Source organism: Halobaculum rarum, from assembly GCF_040025155.1.
GTDB classification, from domain to species: Archaea; Halobacteriota; Halobacteria; order Halobacteriales; family Haloferacaceae; genus Halobaculum; species Halobaculum rarum.
This window is the reverse complement of record NZ_CP157275.1, coordinates 1,495,435-1,518,849: the sequence shown is the minus strand read 5'-3', so window position 1 is coordinate 1,518,849 and position 23,415 is coordinate 1,495,435. Positions and strand designations below refer to the sequence as shown.

Sequence of the window (23,415 nt, the reverse complement as noted above, 5' to 3'; positions counted from 1 at the left end):
CCGCCGTGTAATATCCCGCCGGTGTCGCCCGAGGCGAGGTGGACCTGTGACGTACTGGGTGGGACCGTAGCGTGCGGGGTGAGACTGTAGCGTGCGGGGTGAGGCTTTAGGGTGGACGCGAGCCAAGCGGGGGGTATGCACGTCCGGGACGCGGTGGAGGCGGACGCCGAGGCGCTGGCAGCTATCGCCGACGCGCCGTCGGACGCGATGCAGGGGCTGGTCCACGACCGGACGGTCCGCGTCGCCGCCGATGAGGAGGCGGCGACCGACCCGAACGAGGACGTCGACGCGGATCCCGACGACCTACTGGGGTTCGTCAGCTTCGACGTCCGCGGCGACACCGTTCACGTCACGCAGTTCGGCGGTACCCGCGAGGCCGCCGAACAGCTGCTCGCCGAGCCGCTTCGATTCGCGGCGAACGAGGGAATGGCCGTCGAACTACTCGTGACCGAGGACGAAAACGACCTCCGGGACGCGGCCGAGAGCGCCGGGTTCGCCGAGTCGGGACCGGGGCCACGGTTCGAAGGGCGCGCGACGACGCGCTACCGCGTCGAGGAGGCCTGACACCGGTCGCTACGTCCACCTCGAAGCCGGCGCCGTGGGTGCGAGCGAGGGGAAGCCCGTCAATACGGGTTCACACGAACTTCCTGACGGTCATGTCGAGCGTATCCAGATCCAGGATCGGCGCGTGGGCCACGTCGGGGTCGATGTTGACCGACTTCTGGAAGTCCGTTTGCGCCTGCCAGCAGCCGGAGTTGACCGCGAGGACGTTGTGGTACTTCCCCCACCCGAGCTTGTGGACGTGGCCGGTGTGGAACACGTCCGGCACCTCGTCGATGACGAGGTAGTCGCGCTCCTCGGGGGCGACGCGAGTGCGTCCGCCGAACTGCGGGGCGACGTGGCGCTTCTTGAGGAGCTGGTACATCGCCTTGTGCGGCTCGTCGTAGCTGGCCTTCTCCTCCGGCAACTCGGCGATCACCTCGTCGAGGGAGACGCCGTGGTACATGAGGATGTTCACACCCTCGACGTCGACCACCGCGGGGTTGCTCACGATCTGCGGGTCGTGGGCGCTCATGATCTCCCGAAGTTCCTCGTCGAATCCGGGCTGTGGCTCGGCCAGCCGGACGGCGTCGTGGTTCCCGGGGATCATGACGATCTCCATGTCGCCGGGAACCTGCTTGAGGTGCTCGGAGAACCGCTCGTACTGCTCGTAGATGTCGATGATATCGAGCTCCTCGTCCTGGTTCGGATACACGCCGACGCCCTCGACCATGTCGCCAGCGATGAGCAGGTACTCGACGGGTTCGGCCTCCTCGGTGTGGAGCCAGTCGGCGAACCGGCCCCACGCGTCGGCGAGGAACTCCTGAGAGCCGACGTGCACGTCGGAGATGAGCGCCGCCTGTACGTGGCGGTCGGCGGTGCTCGGGCGGTACGTCCGGGGCACGTCGGGGAAGTGGATCGCGTCGACGAAGACGATGCCCGCGTCGTCCGCGAGCGTCCCCGACACCGCGATGCACTCGTCCATGAGGAGCTCGTCGACCAAGTCCGCGATGTCGCGGTCCTTCATCACGAGACACGGGAACGTTCCGGTCGTGTCCTCCAGTTCGATGAGCCAGTGGCCCGACGCAGTCGATCGGATGTCGTTGACGAGGCCGATCGTCTCCACGTCGGCGCCGCCGCCCATCGCCTCGATGGAGTCGGCGGGACGGTGGTTGACGCGACCCCGTAGTTGCCCGGAGAGCCGCTCGTATCGGTCACGGAACACGCCGACGAACTCGTCGTAGGCTCCCGTCCCCGTCGACGCGCCGGTCATATCGTTCGCGACGACGGGCGCCTGCGGGGAGCGATCGCCGACCGCAGACCCCATCGTTTCGTCTGGAATCCCCCCGGTGTCTTGTAGTGATTCCCCGTCAGCGTCTCCAGTCGAAACAGAGGGGTCGTCGTGAGCGGTGTCGTTTGTCGTCGCCGAGGATGCGGCGGCAGTCGACGCGGGCGATCTGGTCGCACCGTCGATCTGTTCGGGGTCCGGAACGGGGTCCGTTTCGAGGGCCTCACGGACGTGGTCCGCGGTGAGAACGAGTGCGTCCTCGGGAGCGGTCTCGATAGCTGCTTCGAGGGCGAGTTCCGGCGTCGCCGACTCGGCGATGAGTGTGACGGCCTCCCGCTCGGCGTTGTACCCGCGACGGGTGAGCGCCTGCACGACTCGGGAGGACGTCTCCAGCGGCACGACAGGTGGTCCGCCGGGGGCGGGCAAAAGGATAGCGGATGGGCGGACAGAACGATGTCGACGGTGTCGACCGTGCGATCGGCGATAATGACAGGTGAACCGACTCACGGTGTCGAGATCGCCGCGGGAGCGAGTTCCCAGCGGAGGCGGTAACAGAAAGTTCAACATCGGTCGCCGGGTTCATGTGAGTAATGAGCGACGACGGGCGGTCCCCCGACGACCCGCTGTCACGGTTCCTTCACGCCGAGACGGGTGCGTCGGCGTTCATCCGCGAAGTGCTTACCTCGGTGCTCGCGGTCGCGCTGATCGGCCTCCTGCTGTTCGCCGTCTCGGGCGTCTGGCCCCCGATGGTCGCCGTCGAGTCCGGCAGCATGGAACCGCACATGGAACGCGGCGACCTCGTGTTTATCACGGAACCCGATCGGTTCTCGCCCGAGTTCGCGTACGGGGACTCCGGAATCGTTACCTACGAGACTGGCGCCGCGGAGGGATACGGCACCTTCGGCGATCCCGGCTCCGTGGTCGTGTATCACCCGCCGGGATCGGGCGGCTCGCCGATCATTCACCGGGCGCGGCTGCACGTCGAGGAGGACGAAAACTGGGTCGACCGTGCGAACCCCGACTACCTCCCCGCAACCTCGTGCGAAGGCGTTCCCGCCTGTCCAGCGCCGTACGACGGATTCATCACGAAGGGTGATGCGAACGCCGAATACGACCAGGTGAGCGGTATCGCTCCCGTCGTGAAATCCGAGTGGGTCCGCGGCGTCGCGCGTGTTCGCGTCCCGTACCTCGGGTACGTTCGGCTCGTCTTCTCGGAGGTGGTGCTCGTGCAGGCGGACGGCGCTGGGAGCGGGCTTGCAACTGCCGCCGAACTCGGCGGCCAGCGAACCCCGCAGCCGAACCCGAGTACGAGCGGGAACAGCAGCATTTCACGTGGAACTGTACTCTAAGCGAAATACGCGTACTGAAAGCGGACTCTGGAGTCGAAAGAGAGGGGGTAGCAACTGCATCCGTAGCCAGCGGTCGAGCGGGGATCTCGTGAGTCGGATACCCCGTCCGACACACGGGTGTGTCGAGTGGTTCCGGACGCCCGGTTGTGTCCGGAATCTCAGTTGTCGAACCGGGCCTGGACGAACGGCTGAACGTCCTCGATGTCGCCGAGACGGGAGTCGGACAGGAGGACCGCTTCGGTTTCGTCGATCGGGACGGACAGCGAGATCTCCTTCGTTCGACCGTAGCGACCCTTCGAGACGACGACCGCGTTGACGATCCCCAGCATGTCGAGTTCCGAGATGAGGTCGGTCACCCGACGCTGAGTGAGCACGTCGGCGTCGATCTCCTCACAGAGGCGCTTGTAGATGTTGAACACCTCGCCGGTGTTGACGTTGTGGACGCCGTTCTGTTCGAGGAGGATGATCGAAAAGAGGACGATCTTGCTCTGTGTCGGGAGCGTGCGCACCACCTCGACGACGCGATCCAGTTCGATCTTGTCCTGCGCCTGCCGGACGTGTGCCTCTTCGACGAGGTCAGCCTGCGAGCGTTCGGCGAGTTCGCCCGCGGTACGCAGGAGATCGAGCGCGCGCCGGGCGTCGCCGTGTTCTTGCGCGGCGAAGGCGGCACACAGCGGGATCACGTCCTCTGTGAGGGCGTCCGGCTTGAACGCGATGTCCGAGCGGTGCTGGAGGATGTCGCGCAGTTGGTTGGCGTCGTACGGCGGAAAGACGATCTCCTCCTCGCCGAGGCTCGACTTGACGCGAGGGTCGAGGAAGTCGGTGAACTTCAGGTCGTTCGATATCCCCATGATGGAGATACGTGAGTTGGCCAGTTCCGAGTTCATCCGCGAGAGGTTGTACAACGTGTCGTCGCCGGACTTCTCGACGAGCTTGTCGATCTCGTCGAGCATGATGACGACGACGCGCTCGTGATAGTCGACGGCGTCGAAGAACGTCGAGTAGACGCGATCCGTCGGCCACCCCGTCATCGGTACTTCCTCCATCTCTTCGCGGTCCGACTCGAGGTCGGCGATACGCTCGTCGACATCGGCGACGGACGCGAATTCGGTTCCCTCGAGCGCGCCGCCGCCGTCGGCAGCCGCAGAGCGGAGGTCGCGGAGGTCGTCGAGACGATCGCCGATCACCCGGTCGTTCTTCTCGATAAACTTGTTCGCGAGCTGGGCGAGCACGCGGTACTGGGTGTCGGTCACCTCGCAGTTGATGTACTCGACCTCACAGGGAACGTCGTACTTCTGGCTGGTCGACTCGAGTTCCTGTGAGACGAACTTCGCCGAGGCGGTCTTTCCCGTGCCTGTTTTCCCGTAGATGAGGATATTTGACGGCGTCTCCCCGCGCAGCGCGGACACGAGGATCGTCGCCATCTTGTTGATCTGGTCCTTCCGATGGGGAAGCTCGTGGGGGGTGTATGAGGGACGAAGCACCTCCTTGTTCTCGAAGATGGGCTCGCCCGAGAGGAGATCGTCGAACAATCCGGTGCTCGCTTCGTCGTCCTCGTCCGCGAGTACCTCGTCGACGTCGAGATCGACGTCCGTTCGCGACCGCGATCCGGACCCGAAATCGAACGACGTTCCGCTCGTGCCGACGTCAGTGTCGCCGTCAGTGTCCCGGTCAGTGCCGTCGTCGTGATCGGCGCTTTCTCCGTCGTGATCGGCGCTTTCTCCCCCGTTATCGTCCGCGGCGGTGGTTCCGATGGAGGTGGAATCCGGCTCCGTCTCCGATCCGGACTTGACTCCGGAACCGGATTGGTCGGAGCCGGTGCCGCCGCTCTCCGACTCGGACGACCGCCCGTCACTTCGGGTGGAGTCGTCGTTCTCATCGGAATGCGCCGTCGCATCCGACCGGTTGTCGGTTCCGCCGTCGTTCGTACTGTGTTCCGGCTCGTCGTCCCGTGTCATCCGTTCCTTATACCCCTTTGTTTCGACTGGAAGTCACATCGGACACCTGCCGAATCGGAGGTCCTCACCCGGTGTATCGGGAATATTGAGCTCGGACAGGTAACCGACCGCTCCAGATGATGCAACCGAAGTGGATGGGCAGCCTATTAAAAAACGTTACTGTTCGGTCGAAACAGAGTTGGGCGTTTTGACGTCAAAATAATCCGTTCGAGGAGAACGATCGGAGTACTACAAGCGGGAGTTCAGATATGTGGTCGATCTCGGGCCGGGGAGATAGACTGATCCGACGTACGGGCGTGTTCGCTCGGTCCGTGACTGAGACGGCGACTCCGACAGTTCGACCTGCTTTGTATGTAACCGGATTCGACTAGAAACGTTCCTCTTGGGGCTCACTCGTATCCATTTGCAAACCCGTATGTGAGCCACGTTCTACGACCCCCCACCCCTTCGTTTCTGGTGGAGACGGTCGTCGCAGGGAGGGGGGAGGGGAGACCTTAGATAGCGGTATCTTTATTACATATAGAGACAAACGATACCCGAACGACTAGCAAATATATTTTATTTACTGTGTTGTGTGGTCTAGAAAACCAACTGCCGTTCTCCCCCGCCCCCACGGTCGGCGAGTTCCACACGAAACAGAGGGGTGGGGGTGTGCAGATACGGGGTCTTCTTCACCGGTATCCGGCAATTCTTTCTGACATCTGACAGTGAACCACATCGACTGGACAGATTGTGAACAAGTGTCGCGCCAGTGCGTCTATCCGATCGGACATCAGATATGTTCCGCGAGCGCTAGCGATCTTTCCTAGCATCCGCTTCGAGTGTGTTCCACCCTACTGCTTCACTCCAAGTGTACACGGCGGGCATCCCGATTCAACAACAAGCGTCCCGATTGTAGTCGCCTCGTACTTCGTGGGTTTCTATTAGTTCCACTCGCAGTCTGCCACTTCCGAGGCTTCTACTCGTGATCGGATGCATACCGGTTTGCTGTTCGTACTACCCGTTCGTCGGCAAGAAACCTTGGCGTAACCTGACTGACGTAGTGCTTAAGTGGCACGGATGGTTTGAGGCGATAACGCCCTCCACACGGGACGGAGGGAAACGGAGGCCAGGATGGGTCTACTCACCAATCTCAGGGACAGTATTACACGGGCCACCGATCGGCTGTTTGCCGACGACGAGCCCAAACGGATCGGGATATACGGCCCGCCGAACGCGGGCAAGACGACGCTGGCGAACCGGATCGCCCGCGACTGGACCGGCGACGCCGTCGGTCCCGAGAGTCACATCCCGCACGAGACGCGTCGCGCGCGAAGGAAAGAAAACGTCGAGATCGAACGGAACGGCAAAACCGTCACTATCGACATCGTGGACACGCCGGGCGTGACCACGAAGGTGGACTACAAGGAGTTCCTCGACCACGACATGGAGAAAGAAGACGCCGTCAAGCGGTCGCGGGAAGCGACCGAGGGCGTCGCGGAGGCGATGCACTGGCTCCGCGAGGACGTCGACGGCGTCATCTACGTGCTCGATTCCACCACCGACCCGTTCACACAGGTCAACACGATGCTCATCGGGATCATCGAGAGTCAGGACCTCCCGGTGCTCATCTTCGCGAACAAGGTCGACCTCGACGACGCCGACGTGAAGCGCATCGCCGACGCGTTCCCGCAACACGAGACGGTGCCGCTGTCGGCGCTGGAGGGGGACAACATGGACGAAGTGTACGAGAAGATCGCGGAGTACTTCGGATAATGCCCGAAGCAACCGCTCCCGACGACGGGGACGGCGTCCGTATCGACCTGATCAGCGGCGGCCGGATGGAGGGGCTCACCTCGATGGAGAAGATCCGGCTCATTCTCGACTCCGTCCGCGACGGCGACATCGTCGTTCTCGAGGCCGGCCTCTCGCCCGAGGAGGAATCGAAGCTCATCGAGGTCACGATGACCGAGATCAGCCCCGACGACTTCTCGGGCATCGAGATCGAGACGTACCCGTCGACCCAGCAGCCGAACCAGGGGCTCGTCGGTCGGCTCCTCGGCAAGGAGGAGGCCGCGAAGAAGCTGACCGTGATCGGGCCGGCAAACCAGATCGAGACGCTGCACAAAGACGAGGACCTCATCAGCGCGCTCGTCTCCCGCAAGTAGCAATGCCGCACCAGTGTACCAACTGCGGACGGACGTTCGCCGACGGATCGAAGGAGATGCTCTCGGGGTGTCCCGACTGCGGCGGCAACAAGTTCCAGTTCGACCCGGCCGGCGGGAGCGACACGGCTCCACCCGAAGCGGAGGGCACCGCCGACCACAACACTTCGACAGCCTCGCGCGACGAAACGAACGCTGACGGCGTGGCGGAAACGGACCCAGACGACGTGACGGGAACCACCACGTCGCCACGGACTGCGCCGGATACGGAGGACGGCGCACAGGCGAGCGCCCGCTCCGATGTCGTGTCGCCCGACGAGTTGGCGGCGGCCGCGGAGTCGACCGAGCCGGCAACCGATCGGGCCGAACAAGGGGAGGTATCCTCGTCAGCCGACGACGCCGATTCGTCGGACGCGGAGGCCTCGGACCCGAACCTCGATGCCCTCCGGCAGAAGCTCAACGACCAGTTCGAGTCCATCCGGATCGTCAGTCCGGGACAGTACGAACTGAACCTCATGGAGCTGTACGACCGAGAGGAGTACATCATCTCGCTGCGCGAGGACGGGCGGTACGTGATCGAGATGCCCGAAGGCTGGGACGACCGCTGAACGCGGGTCCGAACGCCCTGTTCCACCCGAAACGGCTTCCTTTCGCAACCGGACGAGTCGGCTGATTCGACCTGCCTCACATCGGTCCACCCGAATCGCACCCTTCCAGTGGAATCATATCCTCCACTCGAACTAGACCCCTCTCCCGAACGACACCACCCCACTCGAACTGGACCCCTCCTCCCGAAATACACCACCCCACTCAAACGACACCATCACACTCGAACCATCCGGTTCCACCTGAGTCAGCTTCTGGTTTCGATACTCCCTTGCTGTCGGGCTCACCGATCCGAAGTGGATGCTCTCCGCGCTCCGTGAGCGCCTCCGATCGGCGCTGTTCGCGTTCCCCTCCGTGTTGGCCACGTTCGGGCTGATCGATCGGAAGAAAGGCCAGGAAGCGTTCGATCTGGCGGTCCCGGTGATGGTGACCGGCGGCCTGCGGACGCTCCTCCGCGTCGCCGACTTCCTGATGGTCGGGATGTACGCCGGCGGCGCGGCGATCGCGGCGCTGGAGTTCGGCTTTCAGTACTACTTCGTTCCGTTCGGCCTCGCGCTCGCACTCACCTCCGGCACGATCAGCGTCGTCTCCCGCCTTCAGGGGGCGGACGATCCCGCGGAGGCGAACTTCGCGATCAAGCAGTCGCTGTGGCTGGCGATCGCACTCGCGGTGCCGATCACCGTCTTCACGCATTTCTACGCCGAGGAGCTGATCGGCGTCCTCACCAACGACCCGCGCACGATCGCCCTCGGTGGCGACTACCTCCGCGTCGTGATGTACTCCGTCGGGTTCCGCTTCTGGTCGATGATCGCCGCCCGCGCGCTCGCCGGCTCGGGCGATACCCGCACGCCGATGTACGTCCGCCTGCTCACGCTCCCGACGAACGTCGGCCTCAACGCCGCGCTCATCTTCGGGCTCGGGCCGTTCCCGGAACTCGGCGTCGTCGGCGCGGCGTGGGGGACCGTCGCCGCGACGACGCTCGCGGGGGTCGTGTTCGCCTGGGCGCTGGTCTCGGGTCGCTACTCCGTTCGGCTCCCGATCCGCGGCAAGCAGTGGGACACCGGGATCGCACGCGAACTCGTTCGCGTGAGCCTCCCGCTGGCGGGAACCAGGCTCTCCCGGACGTTCGGTCGGTTCCCGTTCCTGTTCCTGCTGGGCGTGCTCGGGACGGACGTCGTCGCGGCCTACGCGATCGGCCGCCGGGTGATGCTGCTCGCGTTGATGCCCGCGTGGGGCTACTCCACCGCCGCCTCGACGCTCGTCGGGCAGGCGATCGGCGCCGGCGACCCCGACGAGGCCGACGAGTACGGCTGGCAGACGCTCCGGCTCGCGCTCGTCACCCAACTGGTCATCGGCGCGGTGATCGCAGTAGCCGCACGACCGATCTCGGCCGCCTTCGGATCTGAGAACCTCGACCTCACTGTTACGTTCGTCCGCGTGTTCGGCCTCGGCGTCGCCGGCTTCGCTATCTCGCGGACGATACGCGGCGGACTTCGCGGCGCCGGCGACACGCGCTGGCCGTTCTACGGTGGCATCATCAGCACGTACGCCGTTCGACTGCCGATCGCGGCGCTCGCGCTTCCCGCGGGGTACGCCGTTACCCTGTTCACCGGTCCGCTCGCGGCGACGCTCGGGATCGACCCGCTGGCCGTCCCGCTTCCGGGGATGGGCCTCGGACTGGTCGCGGTGTTCGCGGCCATCCTCGGCGACATGTACGCCCGGGCCGCCGTCAACGTCGTTCGCTACTACAGCGACGCGTGGAAGACTGTCGCCCGCGAATCTGGCGTCGGCGCGTTGGCGGACTGATCGCGTACTGACCGCCCGATGACCCGATCGTCGGGGCCGGCGCTTCGCACTCGATTTCCGGGGCTGGCGCTTCACGGCCGTCCGCGTATCGGGTGTCTCGCCGTCCGCTGACGGCGACGGAATGAAGCCTTTATGCACCACGCCTTGCCACGTCGAGGCATGAGCAAGGCGACGAAGATCGTGCTCGGTACCGTCGGCGTGTCGGCCGTCCTCGCGGTCGGCATCATCCTCGTTCTCGCGTTCGGGTAGATGGCCGGCTTCGAGCGACGAACGCTCGCGCCGCCCGTCGCGGCCGTCCGCGAGGCGTACGCTCCGGAGTGTGTCGTCCTCGACGCGGGGGCGGACTTCGAGACGCTCCCGCCGGAAGCGGCCGAGGAACTCGGCCTGCTGGTCGACGCCCTCGATCCCGCGGCGTATCCCGCGGAGTGGCTTCCGGACGACGCGCCGTCGCAGCTGCGGCGGTACGCCGGCTCGGACTTCACAATCGGGATGCCCGGCGACGGCACCGTCGTGTGGACACGCCAGACGACCCCGCAGACGGTCATCGCGAAGAAGCGGGCCGAGGGCACGCCCGAGGACTTCCTCGGATTCCTGCTGGCCGAGGCGTTCGTCGAGCTGTCGCTCGACGTTCCCGAGCACTTCCTCCCGTTCTTCGGGGAGTCGTATCGCGATCTCGCGGCGGCGACGCCGCTGGGCCCCAACGAGACGTATCAGCTCGCGGCAGCACTGTTCGACGCTTGGGTCGGCATCCAGACGCGCGAGGTGTTCCGATCGTGGGGGGAGGATGCCGGCACCGACACCGGCACTGGCGACACTAGCGACATCGGCGGTACTGGCGACACCAACCATGACACCTCCCCACACCCTGATATCCACGCTGCATGGGCCGACGCCGGGGATCGCCTCGTCGGCCGTCTGGAGAACCTCCCGGCGGAGGTGGCCCGCGGCGACCTCTCGTTTACCGCGGCGACGGAGTACGCCTGCGCGGCGGTGAAACACGACCTCGACCTCCCGGCGCCGTTCTCGGCGCTGGATACCGAAGTCTACCGCGACCACGGGCCAAGCTACGCGGTTCGGTGGGCCGAGAAGACGTTCGAGAAGCTCGGCGAGTAACCCCTCAGATCGCCGACCGAGGCGTTTCAGCTCCCGTCCGAGGAGCTACTCCCCGGGAAGTTCGACCGTCACATCGCCGTCGTCGGTGAGATCGATAACCACGTCGAACAGCTCGCGGAACCGTCGGATCTCGTCGTCGTCGTGAACCTCTCGCGAGAGGTGAAACAGACCGACTGCGTCGTGCTCTGCCAGTAGGCCGAGCATTCGCCCCGTTGCATCGTAAACGCCGTCGACATCGGCGTAGTAGGCTAACTCGGTGAGCGAATCGACGCTGATCCGGCGCTTCCCGACGTGGGCGGCGAGGAAGTTCTCGACCTGTTCGACGACACCGTCGAGGTCGTCCGGCGAGGAGACGTAGTGAAAGTGGTCCGAACTCCGCCGAGAGTAGCCCCGTTCGACGGAGATCGTGTCGAGGATCTCCGCGCGCGACTCGTCTACATCGTAGTGCTCGAGCTTCTGCTCGACCTCGCGGGCGGTGGTTCGCGTGGAGACGACGAGGAAGTTGTCCGTGTCGGCCTTCAGGAAGTCCGTGTCGATGCGGTCGGTTTCACCGATGCTCGGGTGGAGAAGCAGTACTCCCGTCCCGCCGGGGATCGTCGTGTCAGTGTCGCCGACGGCGAGCGTGTAGTCCATGTACCTGACAGCGACCGCTCGAACTTAAATTCCGTTGCGGCTCCGGCCCCGGCGGCCGTTCGGTATCCCGCCGATCGAACGCCTCGACGATCAGAACTCGCCTTGGACGATCTCGAGCACCTCCTCGCGGTCATCCCAGGAGACGAAGATCGCGACGGACGTGGCGGAGGTGATGATATCGTGGACGTTGATCCCCGCCTCGGCGATGGGGCCGACGATGTCCGAGACGACGCCGGATCGGTTCGGGAGCTCCCCGCCCATGACACGGATGACGGCGTACTCGCCCTCCGTACTGACCGACGACAGCGAGCCGTCGCCGACGACTTCGTCGTGAAGCGCCGCCTCGGCGCGGTCGGATGCCGCCGTGTCGACGTAGAACGTCACCGAGTCCATCCCGGAGGCGACGGCGTCGATGTTGATCTCCTGCTGACGGAGCGACTCCGAGAGATCGGCCAGAATCCCCGGTCTGTTTCGGATCGCGCGCCCGGCGACCGTGATGCACGAAAGCGGGTCCTCGCGCATGTCGATGAGGTTCTCGAAGCTCCCCTCGATGCGGGTGCCGCCGCCGAGGAGGTCGCCGTGCTGGTAGTGAACGACGCGAACGTCGAGGCCCTCGTCCTTGTACACGAGCGCGGACGGCGCGATCACCTCGGCGCCGCGGAACGAGAGGTTCCGCAGCTCGTCGACGGTGATGGTGGCGACGTTGCGCGCGCCCTCGACGACGTGGGGGTCGCCGGTCATGACGCCCTCCACGTCGGTGACGATGACGACCTCGTCGGCGTCCATGTACTTGCCGAGCATCACGGCGGTCGTGTCCGAGCCGCCGCGGCCGAGCGTGGTCACCCCGCCGTCGAGCGTCTGCGCGAGAAACCCCGTGATGACCGGGACGACGCCGTCCATCTGCGCGGCCAACGCGGCTGCGCGCTCTTTCGTCGCCTCGACGTCGACCTCGCCGACCTCGTTGGTGATGACGGGCCACTCGTCGCGTCCCGGCTCGAGGAACATCGCGTTCACGCCGCGGGCGGCCAGCGCCGCCTTCAGCATGCGCACGGAGGTGCGCTCCCCCATCGAGACGATCTCGGCGCGGTCCTTGTCGCCGATCTCGAAGGTGATCTCGTCGAGGAGGTCGTCGGTGGTCGACCCCATCGCGCTCGCGACGACGGCGATCTCGTGGCCCTGCTCGACGGCCGCGGCGATGGAGTCGGCGGCGCGCTCCACCCGGTCGCCCGACCCGAGCGAGGTGCCGCCGAACTTCGCGACGACGCGCATTACGATCGTACCCCGGCTGAAAGCGGTGGACGTACGTCAGATTCTCCGCGATTCATGGCGCCGGATAACACCGGTTCGCGTTTAACGCTGTCCTCTGTCGCAAGGGTCGCCGGCCGCGGCACTCGCGGCCTTCGCGGCCCTCGCGGCCGGGCACGGTTGCAACTCCGGGCCGCACTCACCCGTCCGGTCACTTGCCGGACCGCGGTCGTGTGGATCACTTGTTGGTCCGCGGTCACGGGGAGTTTTTCACCCGTCCCCGCAACGAAGCGGCATGGTCGGACGCAGTCGGCGGTTCGCCCTCGCGGACACCGCCCAACAGATCGTCGGCGGGTTCCTCCTCGCGGGACCGTTCGTCGTCACCGACGAGGTGTGGGGGCTCGCCGTCGGGATGGAATGGTATCAGGTGGTCGTGACCGTCGGCATCGTCCTCGCGGTCGGGTACGGAGCGCTGTATAAGGCCGACGACGACCGTGACCCCGACCGGGAGGCGGAGGTCGCCGGGGTTCCGTTGCGGTTCGTCTCGCTCATCACCGTCTCGTACCTCTCGGTCGGGATCCTCGCGCTGTCGTTCGACGCGCCGGCGACGCTCATCCCGAACCACGTCGATCCGCCGGTGGCGATGCGCGATCAGGTGTACATCACCCTGAAGGCGATGAGCGTCGGCTCCGTCTTCTCGGTGATCGGTGCGGCGACGGCCGACTCCGTGTTCTGATCTCTTTCGACCGTCTGAATCGCGTTTCAGTAACGCGGATTACTGAACTCGGCTTCCGAGAACGCCTTTTTCGCGGCTTCGAGTAGCGCCGATATGGGCTCGCTGGTCCGCCGCTACTACCTCTACCGCACGTCGCTCTCGTCGGGCTTCTACATCCCCGTCTCCGTGATCTACATGGAGTCGAACGGGCTCGGCCTCCCGGAGATCGGCCTCGTGCAGGGGACGTTCCTGTTCTCGATGGTCGTTTGGGAGCTCCCGACCGGTTATCTCGGGGACCGGCTCGGCCGCAGGACGGCGCTCGCGCTCGGAAGTGTCGTCACTGTCGCCGTGATGACGGGGTTCACGCTCGCGAACTCGACGTTCGAGTTCGCCGTCGTCTACGCGCTGTGGGCCGTCGGCTGGACGTTCAAAACCGGGACCGCCGACGCGTGGCTGTACGAACTGCTCGCGATCCGAGACGACAAGGACGAGTTCTCTCGTATCAACGGCCGCGCCGACTCGGCGTTGCGTCTGGTCTCGGGCGGCGCGGCGCTGTCAGCCGGCCTCCTGTACACGGTCGACCCGGTGCTTCCGTTTCTCGCTAACGCGGCGTTAGCCGCGGTCGGGCTGCCGGTGTTGTTCACGCTCCCGCGGACGAATGGAACCCACGCTGGGACCGCGGACGCCGTCGGCGACGGAGCTCCGTCAGCAGAGGCGGATCCGTCAGCAGAGGCGGATCCGTCAGCAGAGGTGGATCCGTCGCCGATCGGCGTCCGAGAGGCCGCTCGTATCCTCCGGGAACAACTCTTCCGGCCGTCGATCCGCTGGATCGTCGCGTACGCGGCGCTGTTCAATCTCGTCTTCTCGGTGACGCGAGTGTTTGAGCAGCCGGCGATGCGGACGGTCGGCGTTCCAGTCGCCGGGCTGGGTGTGTTGTACGCCGGGTTCAAGCTCGTCTCGGCGATCGCATCGAGCCTGACCGGCGCGATCCACGACCGGCTCGGCACTCGCGGGGTGTTGTTCCTCCTCGTTCCCGTGGTCGGGATCACCTACGGCGCGTTTGCCGTCGTCCCGGTGCTGTTGGTCCCGGCGCTGTTCGTCCGTCGCGGGCTCCAGCGCATCACCCGTCCGGTTCGCACGGAGTACGTCAACGACCGTGTCGAGGACGTGGGACGCGCCACGGTGCTGTCGGGGGTTTCGATGGCGCTCACACTGGTCTCCGGCACCGCGAACGTGCTCGGGGGCCGCGTCGCCGAGGCGGTCGGTCCGGTGCAGTTTCTCTCGACGGTCGGCGTCGTCGTCTCGCTGGCGGCCGGACTCCTTTGGATCGGGATGCGACCGGTTAGAGACGTGTCAACGGATACAGCTGCGTCGTGAATCGGCTTCGCTCAGAATCACGCGCTCCGAACTCATCGTATTCAGTTCGCCGGAGAGTCGTGGACCGATGACGATAGGGAGTCGGGTGCAGCCGACGGTCACGCGCCGTACTTCCGGTGGAACTCCTCGTCGGACTTCGTGAGGTAGATGAGGCCCTCGATGAGCGCGACGAAAAGCGGAATGAACGTCCACGACAACAGGAGGTAGACGATCCCACGACCGGTGTTCCCGAGGTAGAAGTGGTGTGCACCGAGCCCGCCCAGAAAGATGGCGAGCAGTGCGGCGCTGGTTCTGTCCTTCGACCCGGAGGCGGACGCGCTCGACTGTCGAACACCGCACTCAGGACAGATCTCGGCCTGCTTTTTGATCACGGCGCCGCAGGTGGTGCAGTATCTCTCGTCGGCGCCGGCAGTTGATCTCGCGTTTCCGCCGGCACCGTCCGTCCCGTCGCCACCGGCAGTTGAACTCGCGTTTCCGACGGCTTCCGGAGTGGGGTTCCCGGCCCGGGAACCTTCATCGCGCGGTTCGGATCCGCTGTTCTCGTCCGTGGAATCCGGATCCCCGTCGCCGTCGCTGTCGCCGTCACTGTCGCCGTCGCTGTTCTGGGTGTCGGCACCGGTATCAGGGTCGTTTTCGGATCGGCTCCGATCGGCGTCCCGACCGCTGCCGGTGTCCGGTGGGTCCTCGTCGGCCACATCTGTCGGTTCGATCTCATCGGCCGCCGTCGAGGTGGTGGCGGCACTGTTCGTGTGCGACTCGTCGTCGGAGTCGGTATCGTCGTCGCCGAACCCCCAGCTGTTGTCGGCTGACGACGACGAATCGGCGGTATCGCCGCCGGTGTCGACGGTGCCGACGCTGCCGGTCGCATCCGCGTCGTCCGTTCCGTCGTCGAACGCCCAGGCGTCGCCACTGTCGGTCGAGGCTCCGCCGAACCCCCAGTCGCCGCCGTCGCTACCGAACGCGTCGTCGCTCGTTTCGGCCGCCGCGAACGAATCGACGCCGCCGACTCCACTTCTGCCTCCGGCGGTCGAAAACGCGATCGTGCCCGCGGCGATCGTCGCGGAGACACGACCGGATCCCTCGTCCGGATCGAACCGCTCGGTTGCCTCCGGACCGCCCCTGACTTGTACGCCGATCTCGACGGCGCCGGCGACCGACTCGGTCCACTCGCGTCGTTCTCCGGGGTCGAGCGTCACCCGATCGACGAACAGAACGTCCCCGTCGGTTCGACAGCCGACGTTCGCCGTCGTCCGCGATCCCGTCTCGTTGACGACGGAGATCTCGAGATCGTCGGGGAGGTTCTGATCTATCCAATCCATTAGTGGGGGCGATCCGGTTGGACGGTCTTAATTCCCCGACATGACCGGGAGATCAGGCCGGCACAGCGGCCGAGAGTTCCCCGGTCGCGATCCGGAATCGGCCGGTCGGTTTCCCGTCTCGGCCGCTCACCGTCCCTCCGCGAGCCGACTCCCGATCCGTTCCGGAAGTCCGGCGTCCGCGACCGCCGCCGCGACGGCCTCGGTGTCGTACTCGACGCGCCGTTCGTCGACCGTTCGCTCGTCGACGTCGAGGACCGCGTAGGCCGCGCGGGGGTCGCTGTCGCGCGGCTGTCCGACGCTTCCTGGGTTGACGACTACACCCTCGGGGAACACGCCGTGGTGCTGCACATGGGTGTGGCCGAGCACGAGCGCGTCGAGGTCGCCGTCATCGACGCCGAGACGGTCGGCGGCGCTGCCGATCAGGTCGCCGGCGAACTCCCGCGGCCGGGTGTAGTGGTCGGGATTATCGGGGTGACCGTGGACGACGGCGACGCGCCCCTCGGCGACCGTCCGGCGTTCGGGGAGTTCGTCGAGCCACGCGATCGCGTCGCCGCCGAGCGCACCGCGCGCGTAGTCGACGCCCGCGCGGGCCATCGCGTTGAACCCGGGTGCCGAGCCGGCGGCGACCGCGCGGTCGTGGTTCCCCTGTACGGTCGGGATCGAGCGATCCCGTACCGCCGTGACACATTCGGCGGGCCAGGGGTTGTACCCGACCACGTCTCCCGCACAGACGAGTCCGTCGACGGGCGGCATGTCGTCGAGCACCGCTTCCAACGCGATCCGGTTGCCGTGGATATCCGAGAACAGGCCCAGTCGCACGCCTCCGTACACGGACTCCGCAGTAGTAGTTCCGGCGCCGATCGGTGCCGACCGCCAGGGGATCGACTCACCCTCGATCGAGCCGCTCCAGGTACTCGAGGTGGGCCTCCAGCGCGGGATTCGGTCGGTACGAGACCGTCTCCGCGTCCCGGTCGAACCGGATCACGTTCGTCTCCTGTAGCTTCGGGAGGTGCGTGTGGAGCAGTCGGAGCGCGATCTTCCCGGTGGTTCCCGGGTTCCCCGAAGGGCTCGCATCGATTCGGCTGTCCACCACGTCGACCAACTCGTCGAACGAGATCTCGCCTTCGGGTCGATCCTTCAGCTCGTACAGCACGATCCGCCGGATCGGGTCGACGACCAACTCCAACACCGTGTCGAACGAATACGGCAACGGAGCCACGTCCGGAGGGACGGATTCACGGGACGAGCGTCCGCTTCGGCTGTCGACGGTTCGCCGGAACGACGGCTCGACGGCCGACTCGGCGGCCGTCGAGACGGTCCAGCCGTCCCCCTCGCGTTCGACGACCGCATCATACAGCGGGCGGAGCATCGCGAGCAGCGACTCCGGGCAGTCGTCCGGATCCACGTGATGGTGTGCGAACACGCGGAAGTCGTCACACAGTGTGTTCAGCGCTCTCACGAAGTCGACGACATCCTGCGCGGCGTAGCGGCTCACCAGCGTGTTCAACGAGTCCAGACACAACTGGGTCGGCTCGCTGGTGTCGGTCCACGCGCCGATCTGCGCCGCGATCGTGACGGCGAGATCCAACAGATCGGCATCCTCGGGGAGCGTTTCGAGCTTGATCGAGGGAACCGACGCGACTGCGGCTGCGCCCGCTCGGCCGCCGTCGGCCCGAGCGTCGACGATCGCGGCCCGTTTCGGTAGCTCGTCCCCGACGTACTGCTGCCAGACGCCGAGCCTGTCGTCCGGTCCCTTGTTCAGTGTGACACAGATCACGTTCGGGTACGTCGGACTGCCGCGCGTGAGCAAGTCCGTACACGCCGTCGAGTCCGCACACGAGTCGGACGGGGCGACGAGCAGGAGGGTCGACGCGTCGCCGATCGATTCGGCGACCGCGTCGGTAATCCCGGTCATGGATATGGCGCACAACATGCAACCGGATAAGTGTATACCGAGCGAACAATTCCGTCGGCCCGTGGCTGTCCCGGCGTCTCGCCTCGTTCGCTCGCTCCCGCTCGCTCCCGCTCGCTCACGGGTCACTTCGTTCCCCGTTCGCAACGAGGCACTCACTTTGTTCGTGCCTCGCTTCACTCGTCCTCGCTCTTTGTGGGCGGCTCGCCCACAAGCTCGCCGCCGCTGTCCCGAGGAGTTCGCCTCGCTTCGCCCGGCTCACTCCTCGCTCTTTGTGGGCGGAGCGGCACGGGACCGCTCCGCCGTCTGTCCGAGGACTCGTTCGCTCGCTTCCGCTCGCTTTACTCGTCCTCGCTCGTGTTCTGCACGGCGAAGGAACTCCCCCCGTCGCCCACGTGGACTCCCGCCGCACAGACAGTGTGCTCGTAGTCGAGTCCGTACGCCGTCCGTGCGGCCGCCACCGCGGTCCGGGGCTCGAACTCGAACGCCCGGGGCTCGTTCTCCTCGTACGTCGCCACGAGGTGGGGCTCGTCGACCTCGCGGACCAGCAGTGCGTCGCGACGGACGATCCCGATGTAGCCGGCGTCCTGCTCGATCACGCCCGCGACACGCGGGGTGTCGTAGTCGTCCTTCTCGTAGTCCATCGCGTGCAGCGCCTCGACGAGCGCGTCGCGGGCGGGGTAGCCGCGGTCGTACTTCTCGGCGACGGGGTCGACGTGTGAGCCGTTGCCGACGACGGCGCCCTCGCCCGCCGCCCGCGCGCAGTTGTACGAGACGTACGGGTTGTCCGTCTCCTCGGCGTCGGCGGTCGGGACCACGGTGAGCGTGTCGTCGCCCCGCCGCGTCACCTTCCGGTTCGGGAACGACCGCGAGGAGACGCGGTACGCGCCGACTTTCGGACCGATGACGACGAATCGTCCGATATACATACACGACCGTGTACCACGAGCCGATAAGTAGGTGATGATATATGCATGTGTGAGGTCCTCCTGCGACTTTCACACGACACGCCGGTGCTGAACGAACGTTCAGAACGCTTATCGGGGCGGGCGACGAGAATCGACTGAAACCCGTGCGAACTCCTTCAGCTTCCGTCGTCGCCGTTTGTCTGCTGCTCGTCGTCAGCGGGGTCGCGGGCGTCGCCGCGCCCGCCGCCGCCGACACGTTCGTCACGATGACCACCGACGTTTCCACGGAGGACCCGGTTCCCGACGAGGCGTTCACGGTCACGACGACGCTGGCGAACGACGACGACAGCGACGACACGTACCGCGTCACCGACCTCTCGGTCGCGGAGGTATCGAACCGTAACTACGACGAGGACGACGAGGAGTTGGCGGTTCTCGACGTTTCGGACCCGCTCGAACCGGGATCCGAGCGGACCTACGACTTCTCGGTCACGCTCGAGGACACGGGCGAGCAGACCGTCTACGTCCACGCGACGCTGCTCAGCCCCCGCGGCGAGCGCAAGCATATCGTCCAGCCGGTGACCGTCGACGTCGACCGACCCGACCCGCAGCTCGAACTCGACGTGAGCGACGCCGTCGTCGGCGCCGAGCGGACGGTGAACGTCACTGTCGCCAACGGGCTCGACACGGCGGTCAGTCAGATCGACGTGCGCGTCTCCTCGCCCTCCGAAGCGCTGGCGTTCCGAACGAGCGGCCGCGTTCGCGCGACGCTCGCCGGCGGCGACACCGCCGCGTTCTCCTTCCCGGTGAAGGCGACCGAGTCGGGACAGTTCCCCGTCGAGGTGACGCTCGCGTACTCCCTCGAGGGCGACCGTCGAACCGTCACCCGGACGTTCGACGCCGACTTCTCCGAGCCGCAGAACCCCGGCGAGATCCGACTCACCGGGGTGAGCGTGACGCGCGGTCCCGGCGGCGTGCTCCAGATCGCCGGCAGCGCGGCCAACGTCGGCAGCACCGACGTGGAGAGCGTCCTCGTCAGCGTCGTCGACGGCGACGGGGTCCGGGCCGCCGACCCGCAGCCCGACTACTTCGTCGGCGGCGTGGAGGGCAGCGACTTCGCGTCCTTCGACCTCAACGCCGAGCTGACCGGCGATCGAACCACGGTTCCCGTCCGCGTCGAGTACGTCGTCGACGACGTCCGGCGCTCGTACACGACCGACGTGCGCGTGAGCCAGGCCGCGCTCGCGACCCCGACGCCCGAACCGCAGGGCGGCCCGCTCGGGGGGCTCCCGCTGCTCCCGACCGTGCTCGCCGTGCTCGTCGTCGTGCTCGGGGGCGCGCTCGTGCTCCGCCGGTGATGGCGGGATCCGAGGACATGGGCGCCGCCGACGCGGACACTGACGAGGGGGTGACCCGCCCGGTCATCGCCGGCCACGACGTGGTGAAGGAGTACGTCACCGGCGGCGAGACGGTGCGCGCGCTGCGCGGCATCGACTTCCGGGTCGACCCCGGCGAGTTCGTCGCCATCGTCGGTCCCTCGGGGTCGGGCAAGTCCACCCTCCTGAACATGCTCGGCCTGCTCGACGTGCCGACGAGCGGGCTCGTCGAGTTGGACGGGGTCGACGTGGAGACGTTCGGCGACGCCGAGCGCACCCGCAAGCGGAAGGAGACGATCGGCTTCGTCTTCCAGAGCTTCCACCTCATCCCGACGCTGACGGCCGTCGAGAACGTCGAGGTGCCCCGGCTGCTCGACCGCACGCCCCGGAAGACCCGCGACGCCGCCACCGACCTCCTCGAACGGATGGGGCTGGGAGACCGACTCGCACACTCCCCGGACGAGCTGTCCGGCGGGCAGAAACAGCGCGTCGCCATCGCCCGCGCGCTCGTGAACGAGCCGCGACTCCTGCTGGCGGACGAGCCGACCGGGAACCTCGACCGGGACACGGGCGACCAGATCCTCGCGGAGTTCGACGCGATCACCGACGAGGGTGTTGCGGTCGTCACCGTCACCCACGACGACTACGTCGCACAGTCCGCCGACCGCGTCGTCAACCTCATCGACGGCACCGTCCGCGAGGACGAGGAGGCGGTCACCGGATGAACCCCCTCGACCGCCTGTGGGGGTCGTTCCCGGCGTTCCTCATGGCGCGCCGGAACGTCGCGCGGGCGAAGACGCGCTCGGCGCTTGCGGTCGCAGTCATCCTCATCGGCGTCGTCGCCATCGGCGCCATCGGCGCCGGCGGCGTCGCCTTCCAGGCGTCGCAGTTCGAGACCCTCGGCTCCATCGGGGCGGACATACAGGTCTTCGCCGGCGAGGACAACGAGAACGGCTATCTCACCGCTGCCGATGTGGGCCGGATCGACCGCGTCAGCGGGCAAGCCGAGATCGTCCCCCTGAAACAGGAGAACGCCGACGTGATCCGGGGCGGCTCGACCGCCGGGAGCGCGACGCTGTACGGCGTCGAGGAGCCGTCCGCGCTGTACGAGGTGCGCGAGGGGTCGATCCCGGCGAACTGGCGCAAGGGCATACTGGTCGGGTCGACGCTCGCCGACCGGTACGACCTCCGACCCGGCTCGAAGGTGACGCTCCGCCGCACGGTCACCGAGGACGGGGAGACCGTCCGTCGGACCGAGGAGTACCGCGTGACGGCCGTACTCGCGCAAGGCGGGCAGGCCGACATCGCCAACCCCAACGAGGCGTTCGTGCTCCCGCCCGGCGAGTTCGACGACGACGCCTTCGCGCAGGTGATCGTCCGCTCCGAGGACGCGACGGCGGCCAACGAGACGGCGATGCAGATCAAGCGGACGTTCAACGGCCGCCGCCAGCTGGTCGCCGTCTTCGAGCGCGGCGACATCGCCGAGCAGATCGACGAGGCGTTCCGGCTGATCAACCTCTTTCTCGTCGGTATCGGTGCCATCTCGCTGGTCGTCGCCGGCGTCTCCATCGCCAACGTGATGCTCATGTCCGCGATCGAGCGCCGCGAGGAGATCGGCGTGTTGCGCGCGGTCGGCTACCAGAAGCTCGATATCGTCCGGATCATGCTCGCGGAGGCGACGCTGCTCGGCGTCGTCGGGTCGCTGCTCGGCGGGGCGGTCACGCTCGGGATCGTCGCGGTGATCAACGACGCGTTGCTGGGGGGCCCGTTCGCGTTCCCGCCGGGATCGCTCCAGTACGTCGCGGTGGGGATGGTGTTCGGCGTGATCGCGAGCCTGCTCGCGGGGATCTACCCCGCGTGGACGGCCGCCCGCGAGCGGCCCGTGGAGGCGTTGCGTGGCTGACATCGCTGCGACCCCGCGGCGTCCTCCCCGTCGACGGCTCCGCCGGCTTCGCGGAGTTCATTACCGTTCGTCCGCGAGAGGTGGCGAGGGATGAGCGACGGCACCAACGACGGACCCGACGCGGGCGATGAGCCGGACGTGGACACGCTCATCATGGAGGCAACCTACCGCGCCCTGTGTGAGCACGGCTACGCCGAGTTGAGCGTCTCCCACATCGCCGCGGAGTTCGAGAAGAGCAAGTCGCTGCTGTACTACCACTACGACTCCAAGGACGATCTCATCGCGGGCTTCCTCCGGTTCGCGGGCGATCACTTCCTGGCGATGCTCGACGAGGCGGAGCGCGAGGCCGACTCCCCGCTGCATCGGATCCACGCGTTCGTCGACATCTACCTCGGCGCCGAGGTGGACGACCTGATGGCCGAGGCCCAGCGCGCGATGATCGACCTCCGCGCGCAGGCGGTCTCGGAGCCCCGCTTTCGCGAGGAGTTCACGCGCATCGACGACCACCTGCGCGAGCGACTCGCGAGCGCGATCGCCGACGGCGTCGAGTCGGGAGCGATCGACGAGACGATCGACCCGGAGGAGGCGGCGACGTGGCTCCTGTCGACGCTTTCCGGCGCGATGCTCCAGCGGCACACGGCCGACTACGACGTGGTTACGCCCGTCCGGACGATGCTTCACGGCTACGTGGACGAGTTCGCCCGCGCGCCGTCCGAATCAGCCCACGGCGACCGGCTCGACGAGGGGACCGGCGCGCCGCGGGAGTGATCAGCGAGCACAGGCTTTTGACGCCGGCGGAAGTGTCATCGATAATGGCAGACGACCCGACCGCGGACTCGCCAGCGTCGACGACCACTCGCCTCTCTCGTCTCGGACGCGTGCTGTTCGGGCTCGGCCTCGCGCTGCAGGCCTCCGAGGATTTCCGCGACATGGAGGACTCGATCGAGTACGCCGAGTCCGCGGGCGTGCCCGTTCCCGAACTCGCGGCCCCGTTCGCTTCGGGAATGATGCTGGTCGGCGGACTCGGCGTTGCCCTCTGGCGACTTCCACGGATCGCGACCGGCGCGGTCGTCACGTTCCTCGCGGCGGTGACGCCGACGATGCACGACTTCTGGAACGAGGAGGGCGACGCGGGCGGCGAGCGGCTCGCCTTCTTCGGCAACCTCGCGATGTTCGGCGCGGCGCTGGCGTTCCTGCGGGAGGCGTATCGGTCGTAACACCGT

General features: G+C 66.6%; 23 protein-coding genes. 15 read left to right on the top strand and 8 right to left on the bottom strand.

Annotated elements, in window-relative coordinates; genetic code table 11:
* Positions 1–135 precede the first annotated feature (135 nt).
* A complete protein-coding gene (locus ABJD39_RS08005; protein ID WP_348606826.1) occupies positions 136–564 on the top strand; it encodes a hypothetical protein in 429 nt (142 codons plus the stop codon).
* 70 nt (positions 565–634) lie between these two features.
* Here ABJD39_RS08005 and ABJD39_RS08000 read toward each other — a convergent pair whose 3' ends face one another.
* Complete coding sequence (locus tag ABJD39_RS08000) at positions 635–2,227, bottom strand: DNA-directed DNA polymerase II small subunit (RefSeq protein ID WP_348606823.1); 1,593 nt, start codon at positions 2,225–2,227, stop codon at positions 635–637.
* 191 nt (positions 2,228–2,418) lie between these two features.
* On the opposite strand from ABJD39_RS08000, the gene ABJD39_RS07995 reads away from it, so the two are divergent.
* Positions 2,419–3,177 (top strand): S26 family signal peptidase, encoded by a 759-nt coding sequence (locus tag ABJD39_RS07995; protein WP_348606821.1) that lies wholly within the window; start codon positions 2,419–2,421, stop codon positions 3,175–3,177.
* A gap of 158 nt (positions 3,178–3,335) precedes the next feature.
* Here the strand turns inward: ABJD39_RS07995 and ABJD39_RS07990 are convergent, their stop codons facing one another.
* Positions 3,336–5,135: a Cdc6/Cdc18 family protein gene (locus ABJD39_RS07990; protein WP_348606818.1), complete on the bottom strand. Its 1,800-nt coding sequence runs from the start codon at positions 5,133–5,135 to the stop codon at positions 3,336–3,338.
* Between the two features lie 1,113 nt (positions 5,136–6,248).
* Between ABJD39_RS07990 and ABJD39_RS07985 the strand changes: the two genes are divergently transcribed.
* The 6 genes from ABJD39_RS07985 (at position 6,249) to ABJD39_RS07965 (ending at position 10,804) form a co-directional block, all read left to right on the top strand.
* Positions 6,249–6,890, top strand: coding sequence for an Era-like GTP-binding protein (locus tag ABJD39_RS07985; RefSeq protein WP_348606815.1), 642 nt, complete (start codon positions 6,249–6,251; stop codon positions 6,888–6,890).
* Entirely contained in the window at positions 6,890–7,282 is a 393-nt protein-coding gene (locus ABJD39_RS07980; protein ID WP_348606812.1) for a DUF2073 domain-containing protein, read from the top strand. Before ABJD39_RS07985 ends, ABJD39_RS07980 begins: the two co-directional genes overlap by 1 nt.
* Positions 7,283–7,284: 2 nt before the next feature.
* Positions 7,285–7,887 (top strand): Zn-ribbon domain-containing protein, encoded by a 603-nt coding sequence (locus ABJD39_RS07975; RefSeq protein ID WP_348606809.1) that lies wholly within the window; start codon positions 7,285–7,287, stop codon positions 7,885–7,887.
* A gap of 298 nt (positions 7,888–8,185) precedes the next feature.
* On the top strand, positions 8,186–9,691 hold the full coding sequence (locus tag ABJD39_RS07970; RefSeq protein WP_348606806.1) for an MATE family efflux transporter: 1,506 nt from the start codon (positions 8,186–8,188) through the stop codon (positions 9,689–9,691).
* Positions 9,692–9,850: 159 nt separating this feature from the next.
* On the top strand, positions 9,851–9,940 hold the full coding sequence (locus ABJD39_RS15030) for a hypothetical protein (protein ID WP_425600880.1): 90 nt from the start codon (positions 9,851–9,853) through the stop codon (positions 9,938–9,940).
* Positions 9,941–10,804: a DUF7089 family protein gene (locus tag ABJD39_RS07965; protein ID WP_348606804.1), complete on the top strand. Its 864-nt coding sequence runs from the start codon at positions 9,941–9,943 to the stop codon at positions 10,802–10,804.
* 45 nt (positions 10,805–10,849) lie between these two features.
* Here ABJD39_RS07965 and ABJD39_RS07960 read toward each other — a convergent pair whose 3' ends face one another.
* Positions 10,850–11,437 (bottom strand): DUF7090 family protein, encoded by a 588-nt coding sequence (locus tag ABJD39_RS07960; protein WP_348606801.1) that lies wholly within the window; start codon positions 11,435–11,437, stop codon positions 10,850–10,852.
* 90 nt (positions 11,438–11,527) lie between these two features.
* On the bottom strand, positions 11,528–12,706 hold the full coding sequence (locus ABJD39_RS07955) for an aspartate kinase (protein WP_348606798.1): 1,179 nt from the start codon (positions 12,704–12,706) through the stop codon (positions 11,528–11,530).
* Between the two features lie 271 nt (positions 12,707–12,977).
* Here ABJD39_RS07955 and ABJD39_RS07950 point away from each other — a divergent pair, with 271 nt between their 5' ends.
* Entirely contained in the window at positions 12,978–13,418 is a 441-nt protein-coding gene (locus ABJD39_RS07950) for a DUF2391 domain-containing protein (RefSeq protein ID WP_348606795.1), read from the top strand.
* A gap of 93 nt (positions 13,419–13,511) precedes the next feature.
* Entirely contained in the window at positions 13,512–14,774 is a 1,263-nt protein-coding gene (locus ABJD39_RS07945) for an MFS transporter (RefSeq protein ID WP_348606792.1), read from the top strand.
* Positions 14,775–14,872: 98 nt separating this feature from the next.
* Here ABJD39_RS07945 and ABJD39_RS07940 read toward each other — a convergent pair whose 3' ends face one another.
* The 4 genes from ABJD39_RS07940 to ABJD39_RS07925 all read right to left on the bottom strand — a co-directional run bounded on the left by ABJD39_RS07940 (position 14,873) and on the right by ABJD39_RS07925 (position 18,934).
* Positions 14,873–16,093, bottom strand: a complete 1,221-nt coding sequence (locus ABJD39_RS07940) for a TM2 domain-containing protein (protein WP_348606789.1) — start codon at positions 16,091–16,093, stop codon at positions 14,873–14,875.
* A gap of 126 nt (positions 16,094–16,219) precedes the next feature.
* Positions 16,220–16,912 carry a metallophosphoesterase family protein gene (locus ABJD39_RS07935; protein ID WP_348606786.1) on the bottom strand — a complete coding sequence of 231 codons (693 nt, stop codon included), beginning with the start codon at positions 16,910–16,912 and terminating at the stop codon, positions 16,220–16,222.
* A gap of 67 nt (positions 16,913–16,979) precedes the next feature.
* Entirely contained in the window at positions 16,980–18,008 is a 1,029-nt protein-coding gene (locus ABJD39_RS07930) for a DUF7504 family protein (protein WP_348606783.1), read from the bottom strand.
* A 338-nt stretch (positions 18,009–18,346) separates the two neighbouring features.
* Positions 18,347–18,934 (bottom strand): IMP cyclohydrolase, encoded by a 588-nt coding sequence (locus ABJD39_RS07925; RefSeq protein ID WP_348606780.1) that lies wholly within the window; start codon positions 18,932–18,934, stop codon positions 18,347–18,349.
* A gap of 143 nt (positions 18,935–19,077) precedes the next feature.
* Here ABJD39_RS07925 and ABJD39_RS07920 point away from each other — a divergent pair, with 143 nt between their 5' ends.
* From ABJD39_RS07920 to ABJD39_RS07900, 5 genes are all read left to right on the top strand, one after another.
* Positions 19,078–20,271 carry a hypothetical protein gene (locus ABJD39_RS07920; RefSeq protein ID WP_348606777.1) on the top strand — a complete coding sequence of 398 codons (1,194 nt, stop codon included), beginning with the start codon at positions 19,078–19,080 and terminating at the stop codon, positions 20,269–20,271.
* A 17-nt stretch (positions 20,272–20,288) separates the two neighbouring features.
* Positions 20,289–21,014 (top strand): ABC transporter ATP-binding protein, encoded by a 726-nt coding sequence (locus ABJD39_RS07915; RefSeq protein ID WP_431357875.1) that lies wholly within the window; start codon positions 20,289–20,291, stop codon positions 21,012–21,014.
* Positions 21,011–22,192, top strand: coding sequence for an ABC transporter permease (locus ABJD39_RS07910; protein WP_348606771.1), 1,182 nt, complete (start codon positions 21,011–21,013; stop codon positions 22,190–22,192). The genes ABJD39_RS07915 and ABJD39_RS07910 overlap by 4 nt, the downstream gene beginning before the upstream one ends.
* A gap of 90 nt (positions 22,193–22,282) precedes the next feature.
* Positions 22,283–22,960 carry a TetR/AcrR family transcriptional regulator gene (locus tag ABJD39_RS07905; protein WP_348606768.1) on the top strand — a complete coding sequence of 226 codons (678 nt, stop codon included), beginning with the start codon at positions 22,283–22,285 and terminating at the stop codon, positions 22,958–22,960.
* A gap of 44 nt (positions 22,961–23,004) precedes the next feature.
* Entirely contained in the window at positions 23,005–23,409 is a 405-nt protein-coding gene (locus ABJD39_RS07900; protein WP_348606765.1) for a DoxX family protein, read from the top strand.
* Positions 23,410–23,415 lie beyond the last annotated feature (6 nt).